The organism is Corallococcus sp. CA054B, assembly GCF_003611625.1.
GTDB classification, from domain to species: Bacteria; Myxococcota; Myxococcia; order Myxococcales; family Myxococcaceae; genus Corallococcus; species Corallococcus coralloides.
In genome coordinates this window covers 54,428-73,658 of record NZ_RAVY01000001.1, presented here as the reverse complement: position 1 = coordinate 73,658, position 19,231 = coordinate 54,428, and the positions used below count along the sequence as shown (strand labels likewise).

The window sequence follows — 19,231 nt, the reverse complement described above, 5'->3', positions numbered from 1 at the left end:
GGGTCACTTCACGTTGGCGAGCGGCGTCTCGATGAACTTGCCCTTGCCGGCGAGGTCCTTGAGGTCGACCTCCCCTGCTTCCAGCGGACGGCGCGGGGTCTGCGGGTTCTGCCGCACGCCGGCCGTCTTCTCGTGGGCGGAGATGATGGGCAACAGGCGCACGCCGTCCTTCGGCACCTGGAAGCCCTGCGCCTGCAGCTCCGTGCTCAGGTCCTTGCGGAACAGGTTCGGGTTCTTCGCCAGGTGGCTCGTCGTGTACTCGCAGTTGGCGCAGGTGTAGCGCGTGGTGTGGCCGCTGTACGTCACCGCGTGGATCTTCGAGCCCGGCGGCAGCGTGCCCTTGAAGGACGCGGCGATGTCCTTCGCCGCGCCCGGCGCCATCAGCCTCGCGGCGTCGGACTGCTCGCTGTGCGCGAAGGTCGTGTTGAAGTCCACCTTGGGCGGATCGGCCTTCGAGTACCGGGCCTCCGCGGGCGCTCCGGCCTGCAGCGCGTTGCGCTGGGGGGTGCGGCCGAAATCATCCGAGCCCGCGACCTTGGAGCCGCTGTACGAGTAGCCGGGCGTCTTCGTCGTCGTGTCATTCATCCCGCTGACGGACACGCGCTTGCCGTCATTGGTCAGGTCGTGCACGTTGGGGTGGTACATGCGCTTCATCGCATCCGGCGGCGGCACGTTGGAGCCCGCCGACTTCGTGTAGGCCCCCTGCGTGTGGACCGCACCGAAGGACGTGGCGAAGAAGTTGGTGTTCTTGCTCAGGCCCGCGCCGCCCGCCGTCTTCCCCTTCACCCCCTCGGTGCGCGCATTCGCCTCGATGCCCGCCAGCCGCTGGTGCTCGTTCGTCAGGGCCTTGCCGTCGTCCAGCTTCAGCGTCTTGCCCGGGTTCTTGGAGCCGTACACCGCGCCGCCAAAGCCGTCCGTGAAGACCTTGTGGTCCGGAGGCGGCTTGAGGGCCGGCTCCTTCTTCGGCTTGGCCTGCGCCTGCACCTGGGCCTTGGAGGCAATCGGATTGTTCTGCACCGACTGCCTGGCCTGCTTGATGGAGGAGGTCGTCTTTATCTTGCCCATGGTTTCTCCCGGGAACTGCGTAAGGCTCGCCTGCATTTCCCTGGATTTGCAACGCCGACACCAGCGCAATGTGCGCCTATCGTCACCGGCATACGTCAGCGTACCCAGGAGCCACGCTTTGCCCTCCCGTTCCCGAAGCCTGCTGACGACTGTCGCTGGCGCGCTCCTCCTGTGCGGCGCTTCCCTGCCGTCATGGGGCCAGGCGCCCTCCTCCGCGAAGCCCACGCGCACCGCCCTCCGTGCCGCCCGGCTCTTCGACGGGAAGAGTGAGCGCATCCTTCCGGATGCGGTCGTGATCATCGAAGGCGTGCGCATCCAGGCCGTGGGCACCGGCCTCTCCATCCCTTCGGGAACACGGGTCATCGACCTGGGGGACGTCACCCTGCTGCCCGGGTTGATCGACGCGCACTCGCACCTGCTGCTGGACGTAGACCCGGAGAACGGAGGCGACAGCCTCCTCGCCTCCGTCGCCCAGAGCAGCACGGCCGAGCGCGCGCTCCTGGGCGCGAAGCTGGGCCGCGAGCTGCTCGAGGCGGGTGTCACCACGGTGCGCGACGTCGGCAACTCAGGGGTCAACGGCGACGTGGCGCTGCGCAACGCCATCCAGCGTGGCTGGGTGCAGGGCCCGCGCATCTCCGCCTGCACCCGCGCGCTCGCGCCCCAGGGCGGGCAGTTCCCCACGCTCCAGCCTCCGGCTCAGTCCCTCATCGAGCAGGAGTACGTCACCCTCTCCGGCGTGGAGGACGCCCGGCGCGCCGTGCGGCAGGCCCTCATGGACGGCGCGGACTGCATCAAGGTCATCGTCGACAACGGACACAACCTCCTCTCCTTGGAGGAGCTGAAGGTCATCGTCGAGGAGGCCCACCGCAAGAAGCGCCCGGTCGCGACGCACACCACCACCGACGAGAGCATCCGCATCGCGGTCCAGGCGGGCGTCGACTCCATCGAGCATGGGTATTCCCTCCCCGATGACGTGCTGGCGCCCATGGTCCGCAAGCGCATCTTCCTGGTCCCGACGGATGGCCCGATGGACGTATGTGATTCCTTCGAGGCCCAGGGCGGCGATGCGGAGCGCCAGCGTCAGCGGAAGGAGCGCTGCAAGAAGGCCATGGCCAGGGCCCAGGAGCGCCTCCGCCGTGCGGTGGCGGCGGGGGTTCGGATCGCCGCCGGCTCGGACATGTACCTCGTGATGCCGGGGCAGTCGCGAGGCCAGGCCAGCGTGAACGTGTTCGTCGCCTATGCCGAAGCGGGCCTCAAACCCGTGGACATCATGCGCGCCGCGACCGTGAACGCGGCGGAGCTGCTGCGCATGCAGGACCAGCTTGGCTCGCTGGGGCCGGACAAGCTCGCGGACCTGCTCGCGGTGGAGGGGGATCCGCTGAAGGACATCCGGGCGCTGAGGCAGGTCCGGTTCGTGATGAAGGACGGGCAGGTGGTCGTGGACGCCCGCGCTCAAACGAAGTGAGTCAAGGCGCCAGCTCCACCCCCGCGCGTGCAAGGTAGGCCACCGCCTCGACTTCCCCTGACCTTCCCGAAGTGCCCGCGAGCGCGCGCGGAAGCTCCGCGTCCGACAGGTGGGCTCAGCGTGTGGGCCCATCCTCGGAGGTTCCCTTGAAGTCAGCGGCGGACAGACCGTGCCGCTTGAGCAGGTCGTAGAAGTCGCTCCGGTTGCGCCCGGCCATTCGAGCCGCGGCACTGACACTGCCGTTGCAGCGGCGCATGGCCTCCGCGAGGTAGGCGCGCTCGAAGGCATCACGGGCTTCGCGCAGCGAGGGCAGGTCCGCGGTCCCGCCTGGAATGCCAGGCAGCTGCGAGCTCTCGGCCGGGGGCCGCTCCAGCGCCTGCCCCAGGCGAGGCACATGTCGCGGCTGAAGCTCGTCCGCGCCGGCCAGGAGCACCGCGGCCTCCATCTCATGGATGAGCTCCCGGACGTTGCCCGGCCAGCTGTAGCGCTGCATGAGCTCCACCGTCGCGGGCGCGAGGCGCGGCGGACGCAGGCCATAGCGGTTCGCCGTGCGCTCCAGGAAGAGCTGCGCGAGCAACGGGATGTCCTCGAGCCGCTCGCGCAGGGGCGGCAGCTCGATGGGCACCACGTGCAGCCGGAAGTAGAGGTCCTGGCGGAAGCGCTTCGCGGCCACCTCCTCCGAGAGGTCCCGGTTGGTGGCGGCGACCACCCGCACGTCCACGGACTCCTCCACGTCCGCGCCCACGCGAGTGAGCCGCTGCTCCTGCAGCACGCGCAAGAGCTTCACCTGCACGGACGGGGACGCCTCGCCAATCTCATCCAGGAACAGCGTGCCGCCGTTGGCCGCGCCAAACAGGCCTTCGCGCTCGCGCACGGCCCCGGAGAACGCGCCCTTCACGTGTCCGAACAGCTCGCTCTCCAGCAGCTCCGGCGGAAGGGCGCCGCAGTTGACGGCGACGAAGCGCCCCGCGTTGCGGCGCGACAGCACATGGAGCATCCGCGCCGCCAGCTCCTTGCCGGTGCCACTCTCGCCGGTGAGCAGGACGGTGGCGTCCGTGGGGGCAATGCGGGCAATCAGCTCGCGCACGCGCGAAATGGCGTCGCTGATGCCCAGGAGCAGGGGCTCGCCCTCTTCACCCATGCGACGCCGCAGCTCGGCCACCTCCTGGCGCAGCAGCGAGCGCTCGAGCGCGTGCGTGAGCTTCTGCATGAGCTCGTGGTCGTGGAACGGCTTGGTGAGAAAGCCGTAGGCCCCCTCCTGCATGGCCTGCACCGCGGTTTCGATGGAGCCGTGCGCGGTGAGCATGATGACGGACAGCTCGGGGGCACGCTGCCGCGCGGCCCGGAGCACGTCCATGCCATCCATGTCCTCCAGACGCAGGTCCAACACCATCGCGTCCACGCGCTCCTGCGCGAGTCTGCGCAGGGCGCTCCTGCCCTCGCCCTCCACGGTCACGCGGTAGCCGCGTGAAGTCATCCGCATGGACATGAGCTCCGCGAGCTGGAGGTCATCGTCCACCAGGAGCACATGGGGCTGCTGGGCAATGGGCTCAGGCGTCAAGGCGGGCTCCAGGGGAGGCGGGGTCTTCAAGGGGAATCCAGAAGGTGAAGGTGGCGCCAGGCCCGGACGTCTCCTCGAGCGACAGCTCCCCTCCGTGCGCGGTGATCATCTCACGCGCGATGGTCAGGCCCAGCCCCGTGCTGCGGCGCCCGCCCACCTCCAGGCTCGCGAAGGGCCGGAAGATCCACTCGCGCGCGTGCGCGGGCACGCCCGGGCCCTGGTCCGCGACGGACAGCTGGACCGCGGGCACGGTGCTGGCGGCGCCAGGGCGCTTGCGGCTCACCAGCTCACACGTGATGCGCACCGTCTTGCCCGCGCTGGAGACGGAGATGGCGTTGCTCACCAGGTTGGACAGGGCACGCTCGACAAGAGGGTCATCGATGGGCGCACGCACGGGCTTGGGGGCTGCGTCGTACACCAGCTGGACCTTGCGCTCATCCGCTTCGAAGGCGAGGTCCCGGAGGACGCTCTGGACGATCTGGTCCACCGAGGCGCCGGCATTGCGCTGCAGCGGCTGGCCGGACTGTACGCGCGACAGGTCCAACACGGAGGTCACCATGCGAATCTCACGCTCGCACGCCGCCTGGGCGAGCTTCACCACGCGGGCCTGCTGCTGCGTCAGGGGGCCCGTGCTGCCATCCGCCAGGAGCGAGAGGGCCTCGCGCACCCGGGCCAGCGGCGTGCGCAGGTCGTGGGACACCGAGGCCACGAACGCGCTCTTGAGCTGATCCAGCTCCGCCAGGCGCCCACGCATGCGGTCCAGGTCCAGCGAGAGAGCGCGCAGCTCCTCGGGCCCGCGCAAGGGGGGCAGCGGGCTGAAGTCCCCCTGGCCAATGCGGCGCGCATGCGTGGAGAGCAGCGCCACCGAGTTCGACACCGCGCGCGCCTGCGACAAGGCGAGCGCTCCCGCGGCGAGGATGCCCAGCAGGCCGAAGAGTCCGCCGGTGCGCAGCGCCGTCGAGCCGATGCCACGCGCATGGTCCTCCTTCGCCTGGATGGCCAGGCGCATGTCCCGCGTGCGCTCGGACCACACGGTGGTGAGGACCTCATCCAGCTGTAGCCGCCGCTCACGCAGGGGGAACGACAGCATCGACTCACAGGTGCCGGCCTGCTCCAACTGCAGGGCGTACTGCACATAGTCCTGGGCACTCGCGCGGATGCCTGCATCGAGCTGCACCGTCCCGGCGCCGAGCGCGGTCTGGAGCTCCTGGCGTGCGCTGGCGACAGCACGGTGCACGTCAGCCGCGCTGCTGTCGCGCTGCTCGCAGGCCACCACTCCGCGCCGCACCGCCAGCTCGAGCGCCCAGGCCGCGACGTACACCCGCTGCTCGCGCTCGAAGGAGGCCAGCTCCTGCTGGCCCACGCTCGCCACCACCTCGTGGGTGCGCATGAGGCCCACGGCCATCTGTGAGAACGCCGCCACCAGCAGCGCGGTGACCACCGCGTAGGACAACAGGAGCCGGGCGCGCAGTCGAAGCACCAACATGGCGCGCAATCTAACGCGCGTCCGTGCGCACAGCCCGTCACTTCGCACGCCGTCTGTCGGTCCCAACAGTGTTGGTTCCAGCCGACAGGGTGGCTGCTGGGGTGGACCGACAGCGCAGGCCTCCGCCCCTCTGACACGGCGTCTGGCACGGCATCTGAAAGACGCCGTCGACCATGCGTTCGACGACCGCTCTCTCCAAGCGACCCTTCTCGACCCGGCGTGCGGGCGAGCTCATCCACAGCTGGCGCGAGATGGTAAAGCCCAGCAGCCTGCCAGCCGACGCGGCCGCGGGCTTGAGCGTGGCGTGTGTCGCACTTCCTCTCAACGTCGCGCTCGCGACCGCCGCGGGGCTGCCCGCGAGCGTGGGGCTCGTCTCCGGCGTGGTGGCGGGCATCGTGGGCGGGCTGCTCAGTGGCAGCCGCTACCAGGTCACGGGCCCCGAAGCAGCGCTGCTGCCCATGGCCGCGGCCATCGTGGCGGTCCATGGGGCCACGGGCCTCGCCATCGCCACGGTGCTCGCGGGCGTCATGCAGGTGGCGTTGGGGCTCGTGCGCGCCGGACGGTTCGCGCGGCTCATTCCCCGGCCGGTGGTGATGGGCTTCACGGTGGGCATCGGGCTCCTGCTGCTCAACACGCAGCTGCCGCGGCTGTTCGCGGTGGAGGACACGCACACGAACGCCGTGGCGCTCGTGCTGGAGCGCACCTGGGGCGAGCGCATTGGCTGGCTCGGGGTCGCCGCCGGAGCCCTCACGGCGCTGGCCATGGTGGGCCTGCCCCGGGTGCACAAGCGTATCCCCGCGGTGCTCGTGGGGCTGACCATCGGCACCGTGCTCATGGTCTCGCTCGGCGCGGGCTACGACGCGGTGGGCGCCCTGCCGCGCTCGCTGCCCATGCCGACGCTGCCGTCCTTCGAGGGCGTGTACTTCGCGAGCCTCCTGCCGGCGGCCCTCGGCCTCGCCCTGCTCGCGTCGCTCGGCTCGCTGCTCGCGACGAGCTCGCTCGATGCGCTCACGGGTGCGACCACCCACAGTGATCTGGACCAGGACCTGGTTGCGCAAGGCCTGGCCAACATCGCCGCCGGTGTGTTTGGCGGCTTCCCGGTGATGGGCGCCATCGTGCGCGCCAGCGCCTCCATTCAAGCGGGTGCGCGCACCCGCGCCGCTTCTGTCCTGCATGCCCTGTGGCTCTTCGTGGCCATGGCGCTGCTCGCGCCGCTGGTGGCGCGCATCCCCATTGCCGCACTCACCGCCATCCTGCTGGTCGTGGGGGTGCGCCTGCTCAATCTGGAGGGCCTTGTTGCCATGTGGAATCAGTCCAAGTCGACGTTGGGCGTGGTGCTCGTCACCGCGCTGGGGATCGCCATGTTCAACGTGTTTGTCGGCATCGGGGCCGGGCTCGCGCTGGCCAGCCTCCTCTACGTGCGGCGCCATGGCGCCCTGCGGCTGGAGGTGCAGCGGGTAGAGGATGCGTCGCAGCTGCAGCGCGGTCTGCACATGCAGGCCCCGGAAGCACCCAACGCACCCGAGGCGCTGGACCTCCAGGTCGCTCGCGTGGACGGGCCCATCCTCTTCATCAACCACCTCAAGCTCTACGACCTCGTCGAAGGTCCGCCCTGGGCGAAGCTCGTGGTCATCGACCTGGCGCGGGTGTCGCTCGTGGACGCCGCCGGTGTGGCGACGCTCCAGTACCTGGCGGAGTTCCTCGCCGTGCGCGGCTCGCACCTGGCCCTGGTGAAGGTGCCGCCCCATCTGGAGGCCGCGCTCGAGCCGCTCGCGCAGCACCTGCTCGAGAAGCGGATGCACGGCTCGCTCGAAGGTGCGCTCCTGGGGGCAGGCCTCATGCAGCCCGCGCCCATCGAGGAGCCTGTCGTCCACCCCGCGCACGCCGCGGCCCTGGAGCCTGCCGCCCGCGCCACGCACGCCGCGCACCCGTAGAGCGCTGGCGCTCACCGTGGGAAGCTGGCGCGATGTCGGGCACGCCCCTTAGCGTGCCCGACATCATGCTCACCACCACGCTGCTGCTGCTCACCCTCTCCTCCGCCCCTGCCGCGCCGGCCCCGAAGCCCGCGGCGGCGGCCGAGAAGAAGCTCGAGTTCGACAAGCACTACCTCGTCCTGCTCAAGCGGGCGCCCAACGCTCCCAAGATGGAGCCCGACGCCCTCCAGAAGCTGCAGGGCGAGCACCTCGCGCACCTCACCCGCATGGGAGAGAGCGGAAAGATGGTGCTCGCGGGCCCCTTCGACGAGCAGGACGACGTGGGCATGCGCGGCGCGTGCATCTACCGCACGGCCACGAAGCAGGAAGCGCGGCAGCTCGCCGAGCAGGACCCGATGGTCAAGGCGGGCCGGCTCCAGGTGGAGGTGCTCGCCTGGTACACCGAGAAGGGCTACCTCGCCTTCCCCAAGGCGCCTCCCGCGGAGGCACCGGAGCCCCCGCGGAAGTAGCCCCCCTCAACGGCTCAGGGCAGCGGAGACAGCTCGATGTTGTCGAAGTTCGTGTCCCAGCCGTTCGACGTCGCGAAGGTGACGGACGAGCAGGAGCCCTGCCAGTTCGTCACCACATGGGTCACCTGCCCCGCCGTCAGGTTGAAGGTGCGCGTGGGCTGGTTGAAGCAGCTCAGGGTCAGCGTCGCGCCGGTGTCCCAGGTGAAGGCGTCGAGGCCGACGATGGTCCGCGCCCCGTACAGGTTCAGCTGTCCCTGGTTCACCCCTCCGCCGTTGAACGAGATGCTCTTCGTGGAGAACCCGCCCCAGGGCGACCCGAGGTACCACTTGTCCTGCACGAAGTAGAAGGGGCCGCGGGGGCCGGTGATGGCCTCGTCCGCGCCGTCGAAGCCATCGAAGGTGACGAGGTTCGTCGAGGGGCCCACGGGGATGGTCAGCGTGCTCGTGTTGTTGCCCGGGACGTTGTCCGTCTCCGAAGCCGTGACGATCGCCTGGAACTGGAACGTCCCGGCGAGCGAAGGCACCAGCGTCATGCGGACCACGGCGTCCTGCCCGGCCGGCAGGCTCGTGATTTCGCACTGCATGAGGCCGCTGACGCGGTAGCCGCACGAGCCCACCGACGCGGACGGAGTGAAGGCGAAGGGCGCGAGTCCCGTGGGAACGGGGACGTCGAGCGTGAGGTTGGTGGCCGTCCGCGTGCCGTGGTTCGTCAACGTGATGTCATAGAAGAGCGCTTCGCCCCGGACGCCCGACCCGGCCGGGAAGGAATGCTGCACGGACACGTCGACCGGGGACGCGTCACCCGTCGCGGGCACGAAGGCGACGTCCACCCAGAAGTTGGCGTTGTAATACGTGTCCGTGGGGAAGGCGCTGCCATTGAGATGGCGCACGCCGTTGCCACCGGCCGCGGGCGAGGACGGGGCGTGCAGGGGCGGCATGTCCACGCCCGCGCTGGCGAAGTAGCTGGCCGTGATGCCGTAGTAGCCCCCGGGCGCGAAGTACGACACGACGTAGGTCGTGTTCGCGGCGATGCTCACCGGCGTCGGGAACGCCAGCTCGCGCCAGCCGAAGCCGCTCTCCACGGGCGCCGTGACGGTGGTGCCCAGCAGCGTACCGGTGGCGCTCCACAGGTGGCCCACGGCCGGAGGGGTGTTCGCGCCGCTCTTGTAGTAGCGGACCTTGGTCACCGTGCCCGCGACGTCCGAGTGGAACTTCAGTCCCACCTCGGCCGGCGTGGCGTCCGCGTTGATGGCGTTCGGGTCGCCCGTCACCACGTTCCAGAAGCTGCAGGGATTGCAACTGCTGCTCGCGAGCGTGGTGGCGGTGACGATGGCGGAATCGGGCCCCACGTTGCCGGCGGCGTCACGGCCGCGCACGGTGTAGGAATACGCGGTGGAGGGCGTCAGGCCGGTGTCGCGGTAGCTCGTGGTGGTGCCGGGCAGCTCCGCGATGAGCTGGCCGCCCCGGTACACCAGGTGCCAGCGCGCGTTGCCCTGCATCTCGCCGTTGCCGTCCACGGACGCGTACCAGGTCAGGTCAATGGCGGTGGACGAGTTGGGCGTCGCCACCACGTTCGTGGGCGCCGTCGGAGGCGTGGTGTCACTGGGCTGGAAGGCCACGTCCACCCAGTAGTTGCTGGCCTGGTAGCTGTCGGTGGGAAAGCCGCTCGTGCCATAGCGGTAGAGGCCATTGCCGCCACCCGTCCCGTTCGCGGGCGCGTGCAGGGGCGGCGCATCCAGCGCGGACGCGAAGCCATTGCTCGTCACCGCGTAGTGCCCCGCGGGCGCGTGATACGAGACGACGTAGTCCGTGTCCGCGTTGATGGACACCGGCGTGGTGAAGCGCACCTCCTGCCAGCCGGAGGCCGTCTCGTTCTGGAAGGTGGCGGTGGCCATCAGCGAGCCGGACGCCGTCCACAGGCTGCCGGTGTGCGTGCCCGTGTTGCCCGCGCCCTTGTAGAAGCGCACGCCCTTGATCTGCCCGGGCGCGTCGCTGCGGAAGCGCACGCCCAGCTCCACCGCGGCGCTGTCATCCGCGGCCGCCACGGCCGGGACCGCGGAGGCGGCGAAGAGAGCGCGCTCACCCGCCAGCAGCGGCTGCGCGGCTTCCTCGGTGCGCGGGGTCTCCGGGGCCGCCGGCTGAGAGGGACCACAGCCCAGCTGGACCCAGGTGAAACCCACGACGCACGTCGTGACCCATCGTGATGCATGTCGAAGCACTGTTGGACTCCTTGGGGGGAAAACCCGGGGTGAAATCTCACACCCCAGGATTTCTTGGAAGGAGTCCTCCTCATGACTTGCGGTCCTGGAGGATTCCTCCGGGACGGAACAAGCCGTGGCAGCGCCAGCACGTTCAAGCGCTGCCACGCGGCGGACGTGCCGTGAGTCGCCGGTCAGTTCTTCACGCTGAACCACCCGCCAATGCCGCCACACCGGGTCGCGTTGTCCGGACCGGAAAGACAAGTGAGTGGGCCTGTCGTGACAAGGCTGACACAATCCCAGCCAGGAGCGGTGTCAGGGGCACGTGATACAGATAACGCCTCACCTGGAGAGCCCCCCATGCATCTGCGTGCCCTTGCCTTGACCTGCTTCACCGCGCTCGCGGCCTGTGACAACACCCCCATCGAATCCGAGTCCCCAGAGGAGCTGGGTGTCAGCACCGCCGCGGAGACGGCGACCCGCCTCTACGCCACGGTGGGTGACAACGAGCTGAGCTTCGAGACGCTCGGCACCTTCGAGCAGCGTGACGGCGTCCGCGCGCTCGTCCTCCGCGCCACCGCGAACCGCTACCTCGCGGACGTCCTCAGCTTCGTCCCGGACGATGCCTTCGGGGACGCGAACGTCATCAGCGAGCGCCGGTTCGAGATCGTCCTCCACGAGGGGCACGAGCTCAACACGGTGCTGTCGGGCCTGCCGCTCTTCGTCAAGGTCACCACCAACACGGGCACGCCGCGCGCGTACACCGCGCGCATCGTGGTGGCCCCGCGCTTCTTCGACTTCCGCGGCTCCTCGGGCATCTGGATCGACGAGGCGGTCACCCCCCGCTACGTCGTCCAGGGCAATGACAACCTCCTGTACCGGGGCCGCGCCTCGGTCTCCGGGTACACCGACTGGCTCTCCGTTACGGCGCCCGACGGCATCCCGTCCGTCTACGGCCGGCCCAACTACAAGCTCGACTGGACGTACACGAAGCTGCACCAGGCCATCGACCCGCACACGGTCCCGCTCGCCTTCAGCGCTGGCGGCGACAACGGCGCGACGATGCAGAAGACCGCCCGGCTGGTGGCGCGCGTGACGGAGTTCGCGCTCACCGACGGCGACGCCTACGACGTCTGGCCCAGCGCGCCCTGCGACCCCGCCGTCTCCGCCTGCTACCACTCACAGCCCGCGGGCACGACGGACTTCAGCCAGTGCGGCACCTACCGCCAGGTCCTGCGCTGCACGTACTGAGCAACCCGCGGCAGGTGTAACCTGGCCTCGACGCGCCGAATCGACGTCGAACGGGCGTTTTCGACGCGTCGAAGGAGGGCCATTCCAGGCGCCGCGCGTGTGTCCCGAGGCGTCCGCGTGCTGGCACGCCCTGTGTACTGAGGGGATGCGTCGCGAGCGGCACGAAGCCGCCGCGGCCCAATCCCACCTCACGCGCAGGAGAGAACGACCATGTCCAGCACCAATGCCTTCAGCTCCACCAACTGCGGCTCCTCGATTGGCACGGCCACGGGTGGCCCGATGCTCCCCGGCTCCGCCCTGGTGTCCATCAACGGCAACACGGACCTCTCGCAGTGCATCAAGGGCGACGGCGGCTCGTACGTGCAGAAGATCTCCATCGAGAGCTACGATGGCGTCGTCTACAACAACAAGATCGTCGTCACGGGCCGCGGCCCGACCGGCATGGGCCACCGCTCCGACTTCACCTTCACCATGGCGAGCGGCGAGGCCGTCACGCTCACCATCGCGAGCACGTCGCTCGAGGACCACACGGTGAAGTGCAGGACGACCGGGCTCGTGAAGATCGACTGGAACCTGAAGGACCTCTAGGTTCACACGACCTGCTCCTGGGCACCGGGGGTCAGCCCCCCCGGAGGTCCGGCGAAGCCTTGCGTCGGGCGTGGGCGACATCGCGTCCCGGCGCTCGCGATGGTGCTCCGGGCACGGCCGAAGAGTTTCACGGAGCCCGGCGCGGCTGAAGGTCCTCCGCTGCCGCGCTCGCGGCCTGTCTCCGGGCGACCAGGGCGCCGAAGACTCCGGCGGTGAAGAACATGATGACGCTGTAGATGGCCGCGGGAATGGCCATCACGCCGTCATTGAGCAACCGGGGGCTGGAGGCGATGGCGATGGCGAGCGTGCCGTTGTGGATGCCCACCTCCATCGCGATCGCCACCGCCTGCTTGCGCTCGATACGCAGCAGGACGGGCACCACGAACCCCACCGCCATGCTGGCCAGGTTGAAGGCCAGCGCCGCGAGCCCCACGCTCTGGAAGTACGTGACCAGCTGATCCCGCTCCTTGAGCGTCGCCGCCAGCACCACGAGCACCAGGAACAGCGCCGAGATGATGCGCACGGGCCGGTCCAGGCCATTCGCGAGCGCCGGCCGCTTCGCGCGCACCCACATTCCCAGCGAGATGGGCACCAGGACGATGCCGAACACCTGGACGATCTTGGCGAACTGCAACGGAATGGCGCGCTCCTCCCCCATGAAGTGCGCCAGGGAGAAGTTCACGATGAGCGGCAGCGTGAACAGCGACAGCACGCTGTTGACCGCCGTCAGACTCACGTTCAGCGCGACATCGCCCTTGGCCAGGTGGCTGAAGAGGTTCGCGGTCGCACCGCCCGGCGTGGCGGACAGCAGCATCAACCCCACCGCGAGCTGGGGAGGCAGCCCGAAGCCGGTCGCGATGGCGTAACAGACCCCAGGCATGAGCAGCGTCTGACAGCCCAGGCCCACCAGCGCCGCGCGCGGATACACCGCCACACGGCGGAAGTCCGCGAGGGTGAGGCTCAGCCCAAGGCCGAGCATGATCACCCCCAGGGCGATCGGCAGGAACACCTCGGTGATGGCACTGCTCTGCATGGCGGGCCCCCAGTGAAGGCACCCACTCTGCCAGAAAACCCCGCATCGCAGGCCCGGCGATGACGGAATCCCGTGGCGGCCAATCCCTTCCATGACGAAGGGCGTCATCCCCGCGGATGCGAGCCTTTACATGTCAGACGACGAGGAGCCCCCACGAACGCGCCATGGGGGCTCCAGGATGCGGCATTCAGCCGCACGCGACGCTCACGGGGTGAAGACACCCGTCACGGTCATCGCCTTCGCCTCCGGGTAGGTGGACCGGAAGGGTTGACCCTGGAAGTCCGCGTTACCGGAGGAGCGGGCTTCGATGATGGCGAAGTAGGACTTGCCCGACCCCAAGATGCCGGGGGGCAGTCGCAGCGACGTGCCCGCCGTGTACAGCTTCGCCACCGGCCCGCCCGCGACCTGTGACGTGCGCCCCTGGGCGTTCACGAAGACCTCGTACAGGTAGACCCCGTAGTGGGTCGCGGTGCCCACGGTGGGCGCCCCCCAGGAGAGGCGCGGCATCAGCCCCACGCCCGTCAGGTTCCCGGACGCGGCCTGCCCCGCCAGCGTCGCCCCGCGAGGCGGGCTCAGCCGGGGCGCTACCGCGTTCACCGCGAACGCGGGCATGACGTCATTGAACCCCACCGACAGACGCAAGGTCAGCGCCTGGGTCGCGCCCGGCGCCATCAACGCCACGTTGAAATTCGTCTGGACCATCCCCGCCTGCGTGAACGACGGATAGGGATTGCCATAAACGAATGAATAGAAGCGATTCGGGCTCCCCGCCGGCAGCGAGCAGGTCAGCAGGTCCGGCGCCAGCGCGTAGCCTGCCCGCGTGCCGTCGGGCACCGCGATGAAGTACAGGTCGTGACGGACCACGGTGGCGGTGGGGTGCACCTCGGTGCGCAGCGCCTCGAAGACCGGGGAACGCAGATCCAACGTGAGCGACTGGTCCTGCAGCGCGGTCATCGTGCCCGTGAAGCTCGCCGTGCCCCCCTGGGTGACCACCAGCGGCGCCGTGAAGGCACGGGTGGCCGCGTTGTAGGTGATGGGCGCGCCATATGACGAATCGGTCTTCGCGGAGAGCTGATGGAAGGTCACCGGATCTCCCGCGCTGGCGTCCACCAGGACCGCGTTCTCCATGCCCGAATACCTCAGCGTCTGGGTCCACCGCTGGGCCCCCGCGGCGAGCGGCGTCCCCGACTGCACGAGCCCGTTCGTGCCCGCGGCGTAGAGCGCCGTGCCCGGGGAGTAGATCTCCATGAGGTCACTGCCCTGCCACGAAGCCAGGCCCTGGAGGTCCACGGAGAGGAACGTGCTCGTGTTCGCGGCCACCACGTCCGGACGCCCCTGGATGTCGCTGCCCAGGTTCGGAGCGCGCGAGGAGGTCACCACGTAGGTGTTGCCCAGCCGCAGGGTGTAGTCCCCCTGGGGGACGCCCGCGACCGTGAACGTGCCATCCGCCGCGCCCGTACCGGGATGGAGGAGGAACGTGCCGTCGCCCTGCTCCACCATCGCCTCCACCCACACGCCGGACAGGTCCTGTCCCCGCGTCACGGACGCGTTCCCGGTGGTGAAGTAGCGGTTGTTCACCACGCCCTGCACCATCGTGGCGCACGCGGGGCCCGTCCAGGTGAAGGAGAAGCTCCGCAGCGCCTCCAGGCCTTCCGCGTCCGTCGCCCAGGCGCGCACCACCGGCGTCACCTGCGCGTCGAGGCACGCGGGGGCCGTCCAGGTGACCTCGCTGCCATCGGCGGTGGAGACCGGCGTGCCCAGGGTGCCCACCGGCGCCTCCCAGGCGAAGCCCAGGGCGGTGCCTTCCGGGTCCATGGCGCGGACGGAGAAATGCACCGTGCTGCCCGGTCCCACGGTGGTGGTTGACTGGGACGCGTCGGTGATGCGCGGCAGCGCGTTGGGTGACACCGGCGCGCCCACGCAGATGCCCAGGTGTCCCAGGCCCTCGCCGCCTCGGCCGTCCGTCACGCGCACGGTGAGCTGGCAGTTGGCACAGGTGCTCTGCGCGGGCAGCGCCGTGGGGGTGAAGCGCGCGTTCGCGGTGCCCTCGTCCGTCCAGGTGCCCGCGCAGCTCGCGGTCCAGGCGTAGTGGAGGTTCGCCGCGGCGTCGTCGCTGTCCAGTCCCTGGGCGCTCACGCCCAGGGACTGGTGGGGAACCACCTGCGTCGGGAAGCCGGTCAGTGACACCACCTGCGGCCAGGAGTTGAACTGCCCGGACACCACGGCCCCACCCGTGTCCTCGCCCTCCACGAGGATGGGGAAGCTCACCGCGGTGGACGCACCCAGCGGATCCGCCACCGTCAGCGTCACCGTCTGCGAGCCCTCCACCATGGGAGCCGTCCAACGCGAGGACAGCGCGGAGGGGGTGCTGAAGGTGCCTGCCGTCGCGGTCCACGCGTACGTGAGCACGTCCCCGGGGTTCGGGTCGGCGGCGGTGGCCCGCATGTCCACGAAGCCGCCCCGCTCCACGGACGAGCGAGACACCACCAGCGAGGTGATGACGGGGCCGGCGTTCTCGAAGTCGGGAGGCGGGTCCACCTGCTGCAGCAGGATGTTCACCTGGACCGTCTGGTTGGCGGTGATGGTGACGTCCGCCGCCTCGCCCCGGTAGAGGAGCCGCGCGCTCGCGTCATACGCGAAGGCCCGGAAGCGGCGCCCGGTGCCGGCGGGAAGCTGGCTCATGAGGACGGTCCACACCGAACCGTCCTGCCCCAGCTGCACGGTGAGCTCCGGCTGGCCCGGGCCATCCACCGTGAGGTCCACCCGCTGCACGTCGGAGGCGGTCACCCCCTGGTGCACGGCGACGACGAGGCGCGCGGCGCCCACGTCCTCGGACGGAGGCTGGGCGGGGGCGGTTGCATCCTGACAGGCGGCCAGGGTGAGCACCGCGGACACGACGACCAGGAACCGCCCCCATGAGGAAGGCGGAGCCTGAAATGGCATTTGAGATGACATGGATGAGGAGAGGTGAAGAGGAGGTTCCGCGCAGCCTTCAAGCCAGACAGGCGAAGTTTTCGTCAATGAAACAAGCCAACCCGTTGCATGGGTCGAACAGCATGCTCACGCGGGTGCGGACCCTGCGCTTCGGTACAATGCCACGATGCATGGTTCCCCCTCTGGCGGAGGCGACGGGGCCCGGTGGCCACGCGTTCACCCCACACCCACGGCGCGCGTTCTAGCAAGCCATCACAGACGGTCAATAGCCCCAGGAATCACGGTCCGTCTGGCCTCACGGTGTCTCAAGCGACTCAAGCCATGGATTCACGCGTTGGCGTTGAGCGGATGTCTATACGGAGCGCATCGCGCGGTGCACGAGGTGGATGTCCCGGAAGGACGGGATGCGCGCGGGGTCGAGGACGTGCATCAACGCCATCCGCATCTGGACGGCGCAGCGCCGGACGTCCATCCCGCCAATGCCGGTGCCGAGCCCCGGGCAGACCAGGGTGCGGATGACCGGAGCGCCCGCGGCCTGGTTGTGGCGCTTCACGGCGAGCAGGACGGCGCGGAACGCGAGATAGGCGTGGACCGTCTGCGCGACGCTCTCCGGGATGCGCATGGTCGGCGCGGCCACGAGAAACGGCCAGCGCGTGTCACCGGAGGGGACGACCACCGCGGCGCCGACGGGAAGCTCGCCGTGGTGCTCCGCCAGGATGGCGCGCTGCACGGCCTCCTGGACCTGGAGGCCCAGGGTGTCGCGGATCGCCAGGTCCAGTCCGCCGTCCATGATGCCGAAGCTGTTGGCCGGACTGACCATGGCGTCCGCCGGAATGGCGAAGAAGTCCTCCTCCCGCACGGCGACGAAGTCGAACGGCTCGAAGGCTTCCGTCCAGGCCCGCACCAACTGCGGTGAACGGTCGATGAGGTAGAGCTTCTCGAGGAGCATGGCCTGGGGTTTAACACTGGAAGGAGCCGACCATGAGCCTCCACACGTCACGCTTCGTCCTGGCCCGGGCCCCCGTGCTGGGCGTCCACCACGGGTCGAGGACCGAAGCGCTCCGCCGGGGCGTGGTCCTCTTCTTCCACGGCCTGGGCGGGGGCAAGGAGGTCCACGAGCGCGAGCTGCGGCTCTTCGCGGACCAGGGGCTCTTCGCGGTGGGAGTGGACGCCGTGGGACACGGCGAGCGCCGCTTCCCGGACTTCGACGCGCGCTTCGCCGAGGGGAATCCCCGCTGGATGGAGGAGTTCCTCGACGTGGTCGAGTCCACCGCGAGCGAGGTGTCCGCCCTGCTCGATGCGCTGGTGGGGGAGCACGGCGCCGACCCGGCTCGCCTGGGAATCGGCGGCGTCTCCCTGGGCGGCTACATCACCTACGCGGCGCTAGTGCGGGAGCAGCGGCTGCGCGCCGCCGTGCCGTTCCTCGGCTCACCGGAGTGGGGCCTGCCCAGACCGGCCAGCCCGCACCGCCACCCTCGGCGCTTCTTCCCCACGGCCCTCCTCAGCCAGACCGGAGGGCAGGACGACGTGGTGCCTCCCGGCCCCGCGAAGGCGCTCCACGCACAGCTGGAGCCCCTCTACGCCCAGGCCCCGGAGCGGCTGCGCCACCGCGAGTTCCCGGAGTCCGGCCACATGATGCGAGAAGCGGACTGGCAGGAGGCGACCCGCGACGCGGCGGACTGGCTGTCACGCTTCCTCCTGCCCTGAAGTGTAGGGTCCGGAGGCAATAAGTCCTTTCAAGGAGCAACCCCATGACGTCAGCGAAGCATCAACCCATCGTCGCGCCTGGACTGCCCAAGCCCGCGGGCCCGTACTCTCCCGGCATGCAGTTGGATCGGCTGCTCTTCATCTCCGGACAGGCCGCCAGGGATCCTGCGACCGGCGTGCAGGCAGAGGGAATCGAGGCGCAGACGGAGCAGGTGCTGCGCAACCTGGAGCGCATCCTCGTGGCCGGCGGCTCCAGCCTCCAGCATGTCCTGCGCTGCGGCGTCTTCCTGGTGGACATGCAGGAGTTCGCCCGGATGAACGCCGTCTATGAGCGCGTCTTCGCCGGTCACCGGCCCGCGCGCACCACCGTGCAGGTGTCCGCGCTTCCAGACGCGGGCCTGCGCGTGGAGATTGATTGCATCGCCTACGTGCCTTGATTCGCCAGACATGTGATGACACCGGATGCGAGCACCCGAACGCTGAGCGAACGCATTGGAGGTCCTGGGAGACTTTCCGCTTCCGGTGACACCGCGGCCGGAGAGGGTCGGGCAGGTCGACTGGCTCACGGGCCGGGAGTCCTCGCTGGGAATCCGTGGCGGCATGACGCGCCTGTCAGCCATCCGCTGAACGCGGTGGCGCATCGCCTCCCGGCATCCCCCGCATAGCCATCCTGGCATGGTGGTTGCGTATGGGGTGTGCCTCCATGACGGGGAACCCATGACGCCACGTTTCATCTGTCTGCTCATGATGTCGCTGGTCCTCCCTGGCGCTTCCGCCAGCGCCGGGGAGCCGGCTTACGAGCCGCCTCCGGCATCGGCTCGGGGGTGGTTCGAGAATCCGACCCGCACGCGAGGACTGCTCGGCTCAACGGCGCTACCGCTGCATGAGGGAGAGGGCTTCGCCGGACAACAGGCGCTCCTCGCCACCGTCGCGGAGGTGGGCCTGAGCGAGCGGGTGTCCGTGAACGTGGCCACGGCCGCCTTCGCCTATTCGATGGGCCGGGCCTTCGACGACGTCCCCTTCAGCCTCATCGGGGGCATCAAGATCGCGCAACCGCTGTCAGAGCGGCTGCACCTGGCGTTCGGCGTCGAGGGCGGCAGCTTCGACACCGGCCAATATCAGGTGGACACGCTCAACGCCGTCTCGGTCTACGGCATCCTCACCTATGGGACGCCCGACGCCCACCTGTCGCTCACGGTGCGGCCCTTCCTCGCCTGGGGGACCTACCACTCCGGAAGCCTGATGGTCCTGCCCATGCTGGGAGGCTTCATCCGGCTGGGAGAGCGGTGGGGGCTCGCGGGAGAGGTCGCGCTCTCACCGGTCGCGGGCATCAGCGGCACGTTCGGCTTCGCGACGGCGGGCGCGCGGTTCATGGGGCGCCAGTGGTCCCTGGACCTGGGGCTCCTCGGCGAGCAGCAATGGAAGGACACGGACAAACCCTCCGTGCTCCCCGGGTTCTCATTCCTGTTTCACTGGCGCTGAGCCAGCAGCGCACTGAGG

The 19,231-nt window shown here is 69.6% G+C and carries 15 protein-coding genes; 8 read left to right on the top strand and 7 right to left on the bottom strand.

The window, feature by feature from the left end; genetic code table 11:
* Positions 1–3: 3 nt before the first annotated feature.
* Complete coding sequence (locus D7V80_RS00285) at positions 4–1,065, bottom strand: hypothetical protein (protein ID WP_120586263.1); 1,062 nt, start codon at positions 1,063–1,065, stop codon at positions 4–6.
* Positions 1,066–1,183: 118 nt separating this feature from the next.
* On the opposite strand from D7V80_RS00285, the gene D7V80_RS00280 reads away from it, so the two are divergent.
* On the top strand, positions 1,184–2,530 hold the full coding sequence (locus D7V80_RS00280; protein WP_120586262.1) for an amidohydrolase family protein: 1,347 nt from the start codon (positions 1,184–1,186) through the stop codon (positions 2,528–2,530).
* Between the two features lie 115 nt (positions 2,531–2,645).
* On the opposite strand, the gene D7V80_RS00275 is transcribed toward D7V80_RS00280, so the two are convergent.
* Together D7V80_RS00275 and D7V80_RS00270 are read right to left on the bottom strand one after the other, a co-directional pair.
* The gene (locus tag D7V80_RS00275) at positions 2,646–4,091 is read right to left on the bottom strand and encodes a sigma-54 dependent transcriptional regulator (protein WP_120586309.1); all 1,446 of its coding nucleotides are present in this window, start codon (positions 4,089–4,091) and stop codon (positions 2,646–2,648) included.
* Positions 4,081–5,577 (bottom strand): HAMP domain-containing sensor histidine kinase, encoded by a 1,497-nt coding sequence (locus D7V80_RS00270; RefSeq protein ID WP_120586261.1) that lies wholly within the window; start codon positions 5,575–5,577, stop codon positions 4,081–4,083. Before D7V80_RS00270 ends, D7V80_RS00275 begins: the two co-directional genes overlap by 11 nt.
* 173 nt (positions 5,578–5,750) lie before the next feature.
* Between D7V80_RS00270 and D7V80_RS00265 the strand changes: the two genes are divergently transcribed.
* On the top strand, positions 5,751–7,511 hold the full coding sequence (locus D7V80_RS00265) for a SulP family inorganic anion transporter (protein ID WP_120586260.1): 1,761 nt from the start codon (positions 5,751–5,753) through the stop codon (positions 7,509–7,511).
* A 32-nt stretch (positions 7,512–7,543) separates the two neighbouring features.
* Entirely contained in the window at positions 7,544–8,020 is a 477-nt protein-coding gene (locus D7V80_RS00260; protein WP_233585043.1) for a YciI family protein, read from the top strand.
* A 14-nt stretch (positions 8,021–8,034) separates the two neighbouring features.
* On the opposite strand, the gene D7V80_RS00255 is transcribed toward D7V80_RS00260, so the two are convergent.
* Positions 8,035–10,200, bottom strand: coding sequence for a DUF4082 domain-containing protein (locus tag D7V80_RS00255; protein ID WP_233585042.1), 2,166 nt, complete (start codon positions 10,198–10,200; stop codon positions 8,035–8,037).
* Positions 10,201–10,578: 378 nt separating this feature from the next.
* Here D7V80_RS00255 and D7V80_RS00250 point away from each other — a divergent pair, with 378 nt between their 5' ends.
* Both D7V80_RS00250 and D7V80_RS00245 read left to right on the top strand, forming a co-directional pair.
* Positions 10,579–11,469 (top strand): hypothetical protein, encoded by an 891-nt coding sequence (locus D7V80_RS00250; RefSeq protein WP_147446946.1) that lies wholly within the window; start codon positions 10,579–10,581, stop codon positions 11,467–11,469.
* 210 nt (positions 11,470–11,679) lie between these two features.
* Positions 11,680–12,057: a hypothetical protein gene (locus D7V80_RS00245; protein ID WP_014394969.1), complete on the top strand. Its 378-nt coding sequence runs from the start codon at positions 11,680–11,682 to the stop codon at positions 12,055–12,057.
* 127 nt (positions 12,058–12,184) lie between these two features.
* Here D7V80_RS00245 and D7V80_RS00240 read toward each other — a convergent pair whose 3' ends face one another.
* The 3 genes from D7V80_RS00240 to D7V80_RS00230 form a co-directional block, all read right to left on the bottom strand.
* Positions 12,185–13,090: a bile acid:sodium symporter family protein gene (locus D7V80_RS00240; protein WP_120586257.1), complete on the bottom strand. Its 906-nt coding sequence runs from the start codon at positions 13,088–13,090 to the stop codon at positions 12,185–12,187.
* Positions 13,091–13,294: 204 nt separating this feature from the next.
* Positions 13,295–15,985 carry a hypothetical protein gene (locus D7V80_RS00235; protein WP_120586256.1) on the bottom strand — a complete coding sequence of 897 codons (2,691 nt, stop codon included), beginning with the start codon at positions 15,983–15,985 and terminating at the stop codon, positions 13,295–13,297.
* A gap of 391 nt (positions 15,986–16,376) precedes the next feature.
* The gene (locus D7V80_RS00230) at positions 16,377–16,973 is read right to left on the bottom strand and encodes a macro domain-containing protein (protein WP_014394965.1); all 597 of its coding nucleotides are present in this window, start codon (positions 16,971–16,973) and stop codon (positions 16,377–16,379) included.
* A 32-nt stretch (positions 16,974–17,005) separates the two neighbouring features.
* Here D7V80_RS00230 and D7V80_RS00225 point away from each other — a divergent pair, with 32 nt between their 5' ends.
* From D7V80_RS00225 to D7V80_RS00215, 3 genes are all read left to right on the top strand, one after another.
* A complete protein-coding gene (locus D7V80_RS00225; protein WP_120586255.1) occupies positions 17,006–17,731 on the top strand; it encodes a S9 family peptidase in 726 nt (241 codons plus the stop codon).
* 44 nt (positions 17,732–17,775) lie between these two features.
* On the top strand, positions 17,776–18,168 hold the full coding sequence (locus D7V80_RS00220; RefSeq protein ID WP_120586254.1) for a RidA family protein: 393 nt from the start codon (positions 17,776–17,778) through the stop codon (positions 18,166–18,168).
* Positions 18,169–18,448: 280 nt separating this feature from the next.
* Positions 18,449–19,213 carry a hypothetical protein gene (locus D7V80_RS00215; RefSeq protein ID WP_233585041.1) on the top strand — a complete coding sequence of 255 codons (765 nt, stop codon included), beginning with the start codon at positions 18,449–18,451 and terminating at the stop codon, positions 19,211–19,213.
* Positions 19,214–19,231 lie beyond the last annotated feature (18 nt).

Excerpts from the sequence above, each read along its gene's own strand:
- D7V80_RS00250 (WP_147446946.1), top strand. The coding sequence starts at position 10,579 with ATGCATCTGCGTGCCCTTGCCTTGACCTGCTTCACCGCGCTCGCGGCC.
- D7V80_RS00270 (WP_120586261.1), bottom strand. The coding sequence starts at position 5,577 with ATGTTGGTGCTTCGACTGCGCGCCCGGCTCCTGTTGTCCTACGCGGTG.
- D7V80_RS00215 (WP_233585041.1), top strand. The coding sequence starts at position 18,449 with ATGACGCCACGTTTCATCTGTCTGCTCATGATGTCGCTGGTCCTCCCT.
- D7V80_RS00285 (WP_120586263.1), bottom strand. The coding sequence starts at position 1,065 with ATGGGCAAGATAAAGACGACCTCCTCCATCAAGCAGGCCAGGCAGTCG.
- D7V80_RS00245 (WP_014394969.1), top strand. The coding sequence starts at position 11,680 with ATGTCCAGCACCAATGCCTTCAGCTCCACCAACTGCGGCTCCTCGATT.
- D7V80_RS00260 (WP_233585043.1), top strand. The coding sequence starts at position 7,544 with ATGTCGGGCACGCCCCTTAGCGTGCCCGACATCATGCTCACCACCACG.
- D7V80_RS00265 (WP_120586260.1), top strand. The coding sequence starts at position 5,751 with ATGCGTTCGACGACCGCTCTCTCCAAGCGACCCTTCTCGACCCGGCGT.
- D7V80_RS00225 (WP_120586255.1), top strand. The coding sequence starts at position 17,006 with ATGAGCCTCCACACGTCACGCTTCGTCCTGGCCCGGGCCCCCGTGCTG.
- D7V80_RS00220 (WP_120586254.1), top strand. The coding sequence starts at position 17,776 with ATGACGTCAGCGAAGCATCAACCCATCGTCGCGCCTGGACTGCCCAAG.
- D7V80_RS00230 (WP_014394965.1), bottom strand. The coding sequence starts at position 16,973 with ATGCTCCTCGAGAAGCTCTACCTCATCGACCGTTCACCGCAGTTGGTG.
- D7V80_RS00240 (WP_120586257.1), bottom strand. The coding sequence starts at position 13,090 with ATGCAGAGCAGTGCCATCACCGAGGTGTTCCTGCCGATCGCCCTGGGG.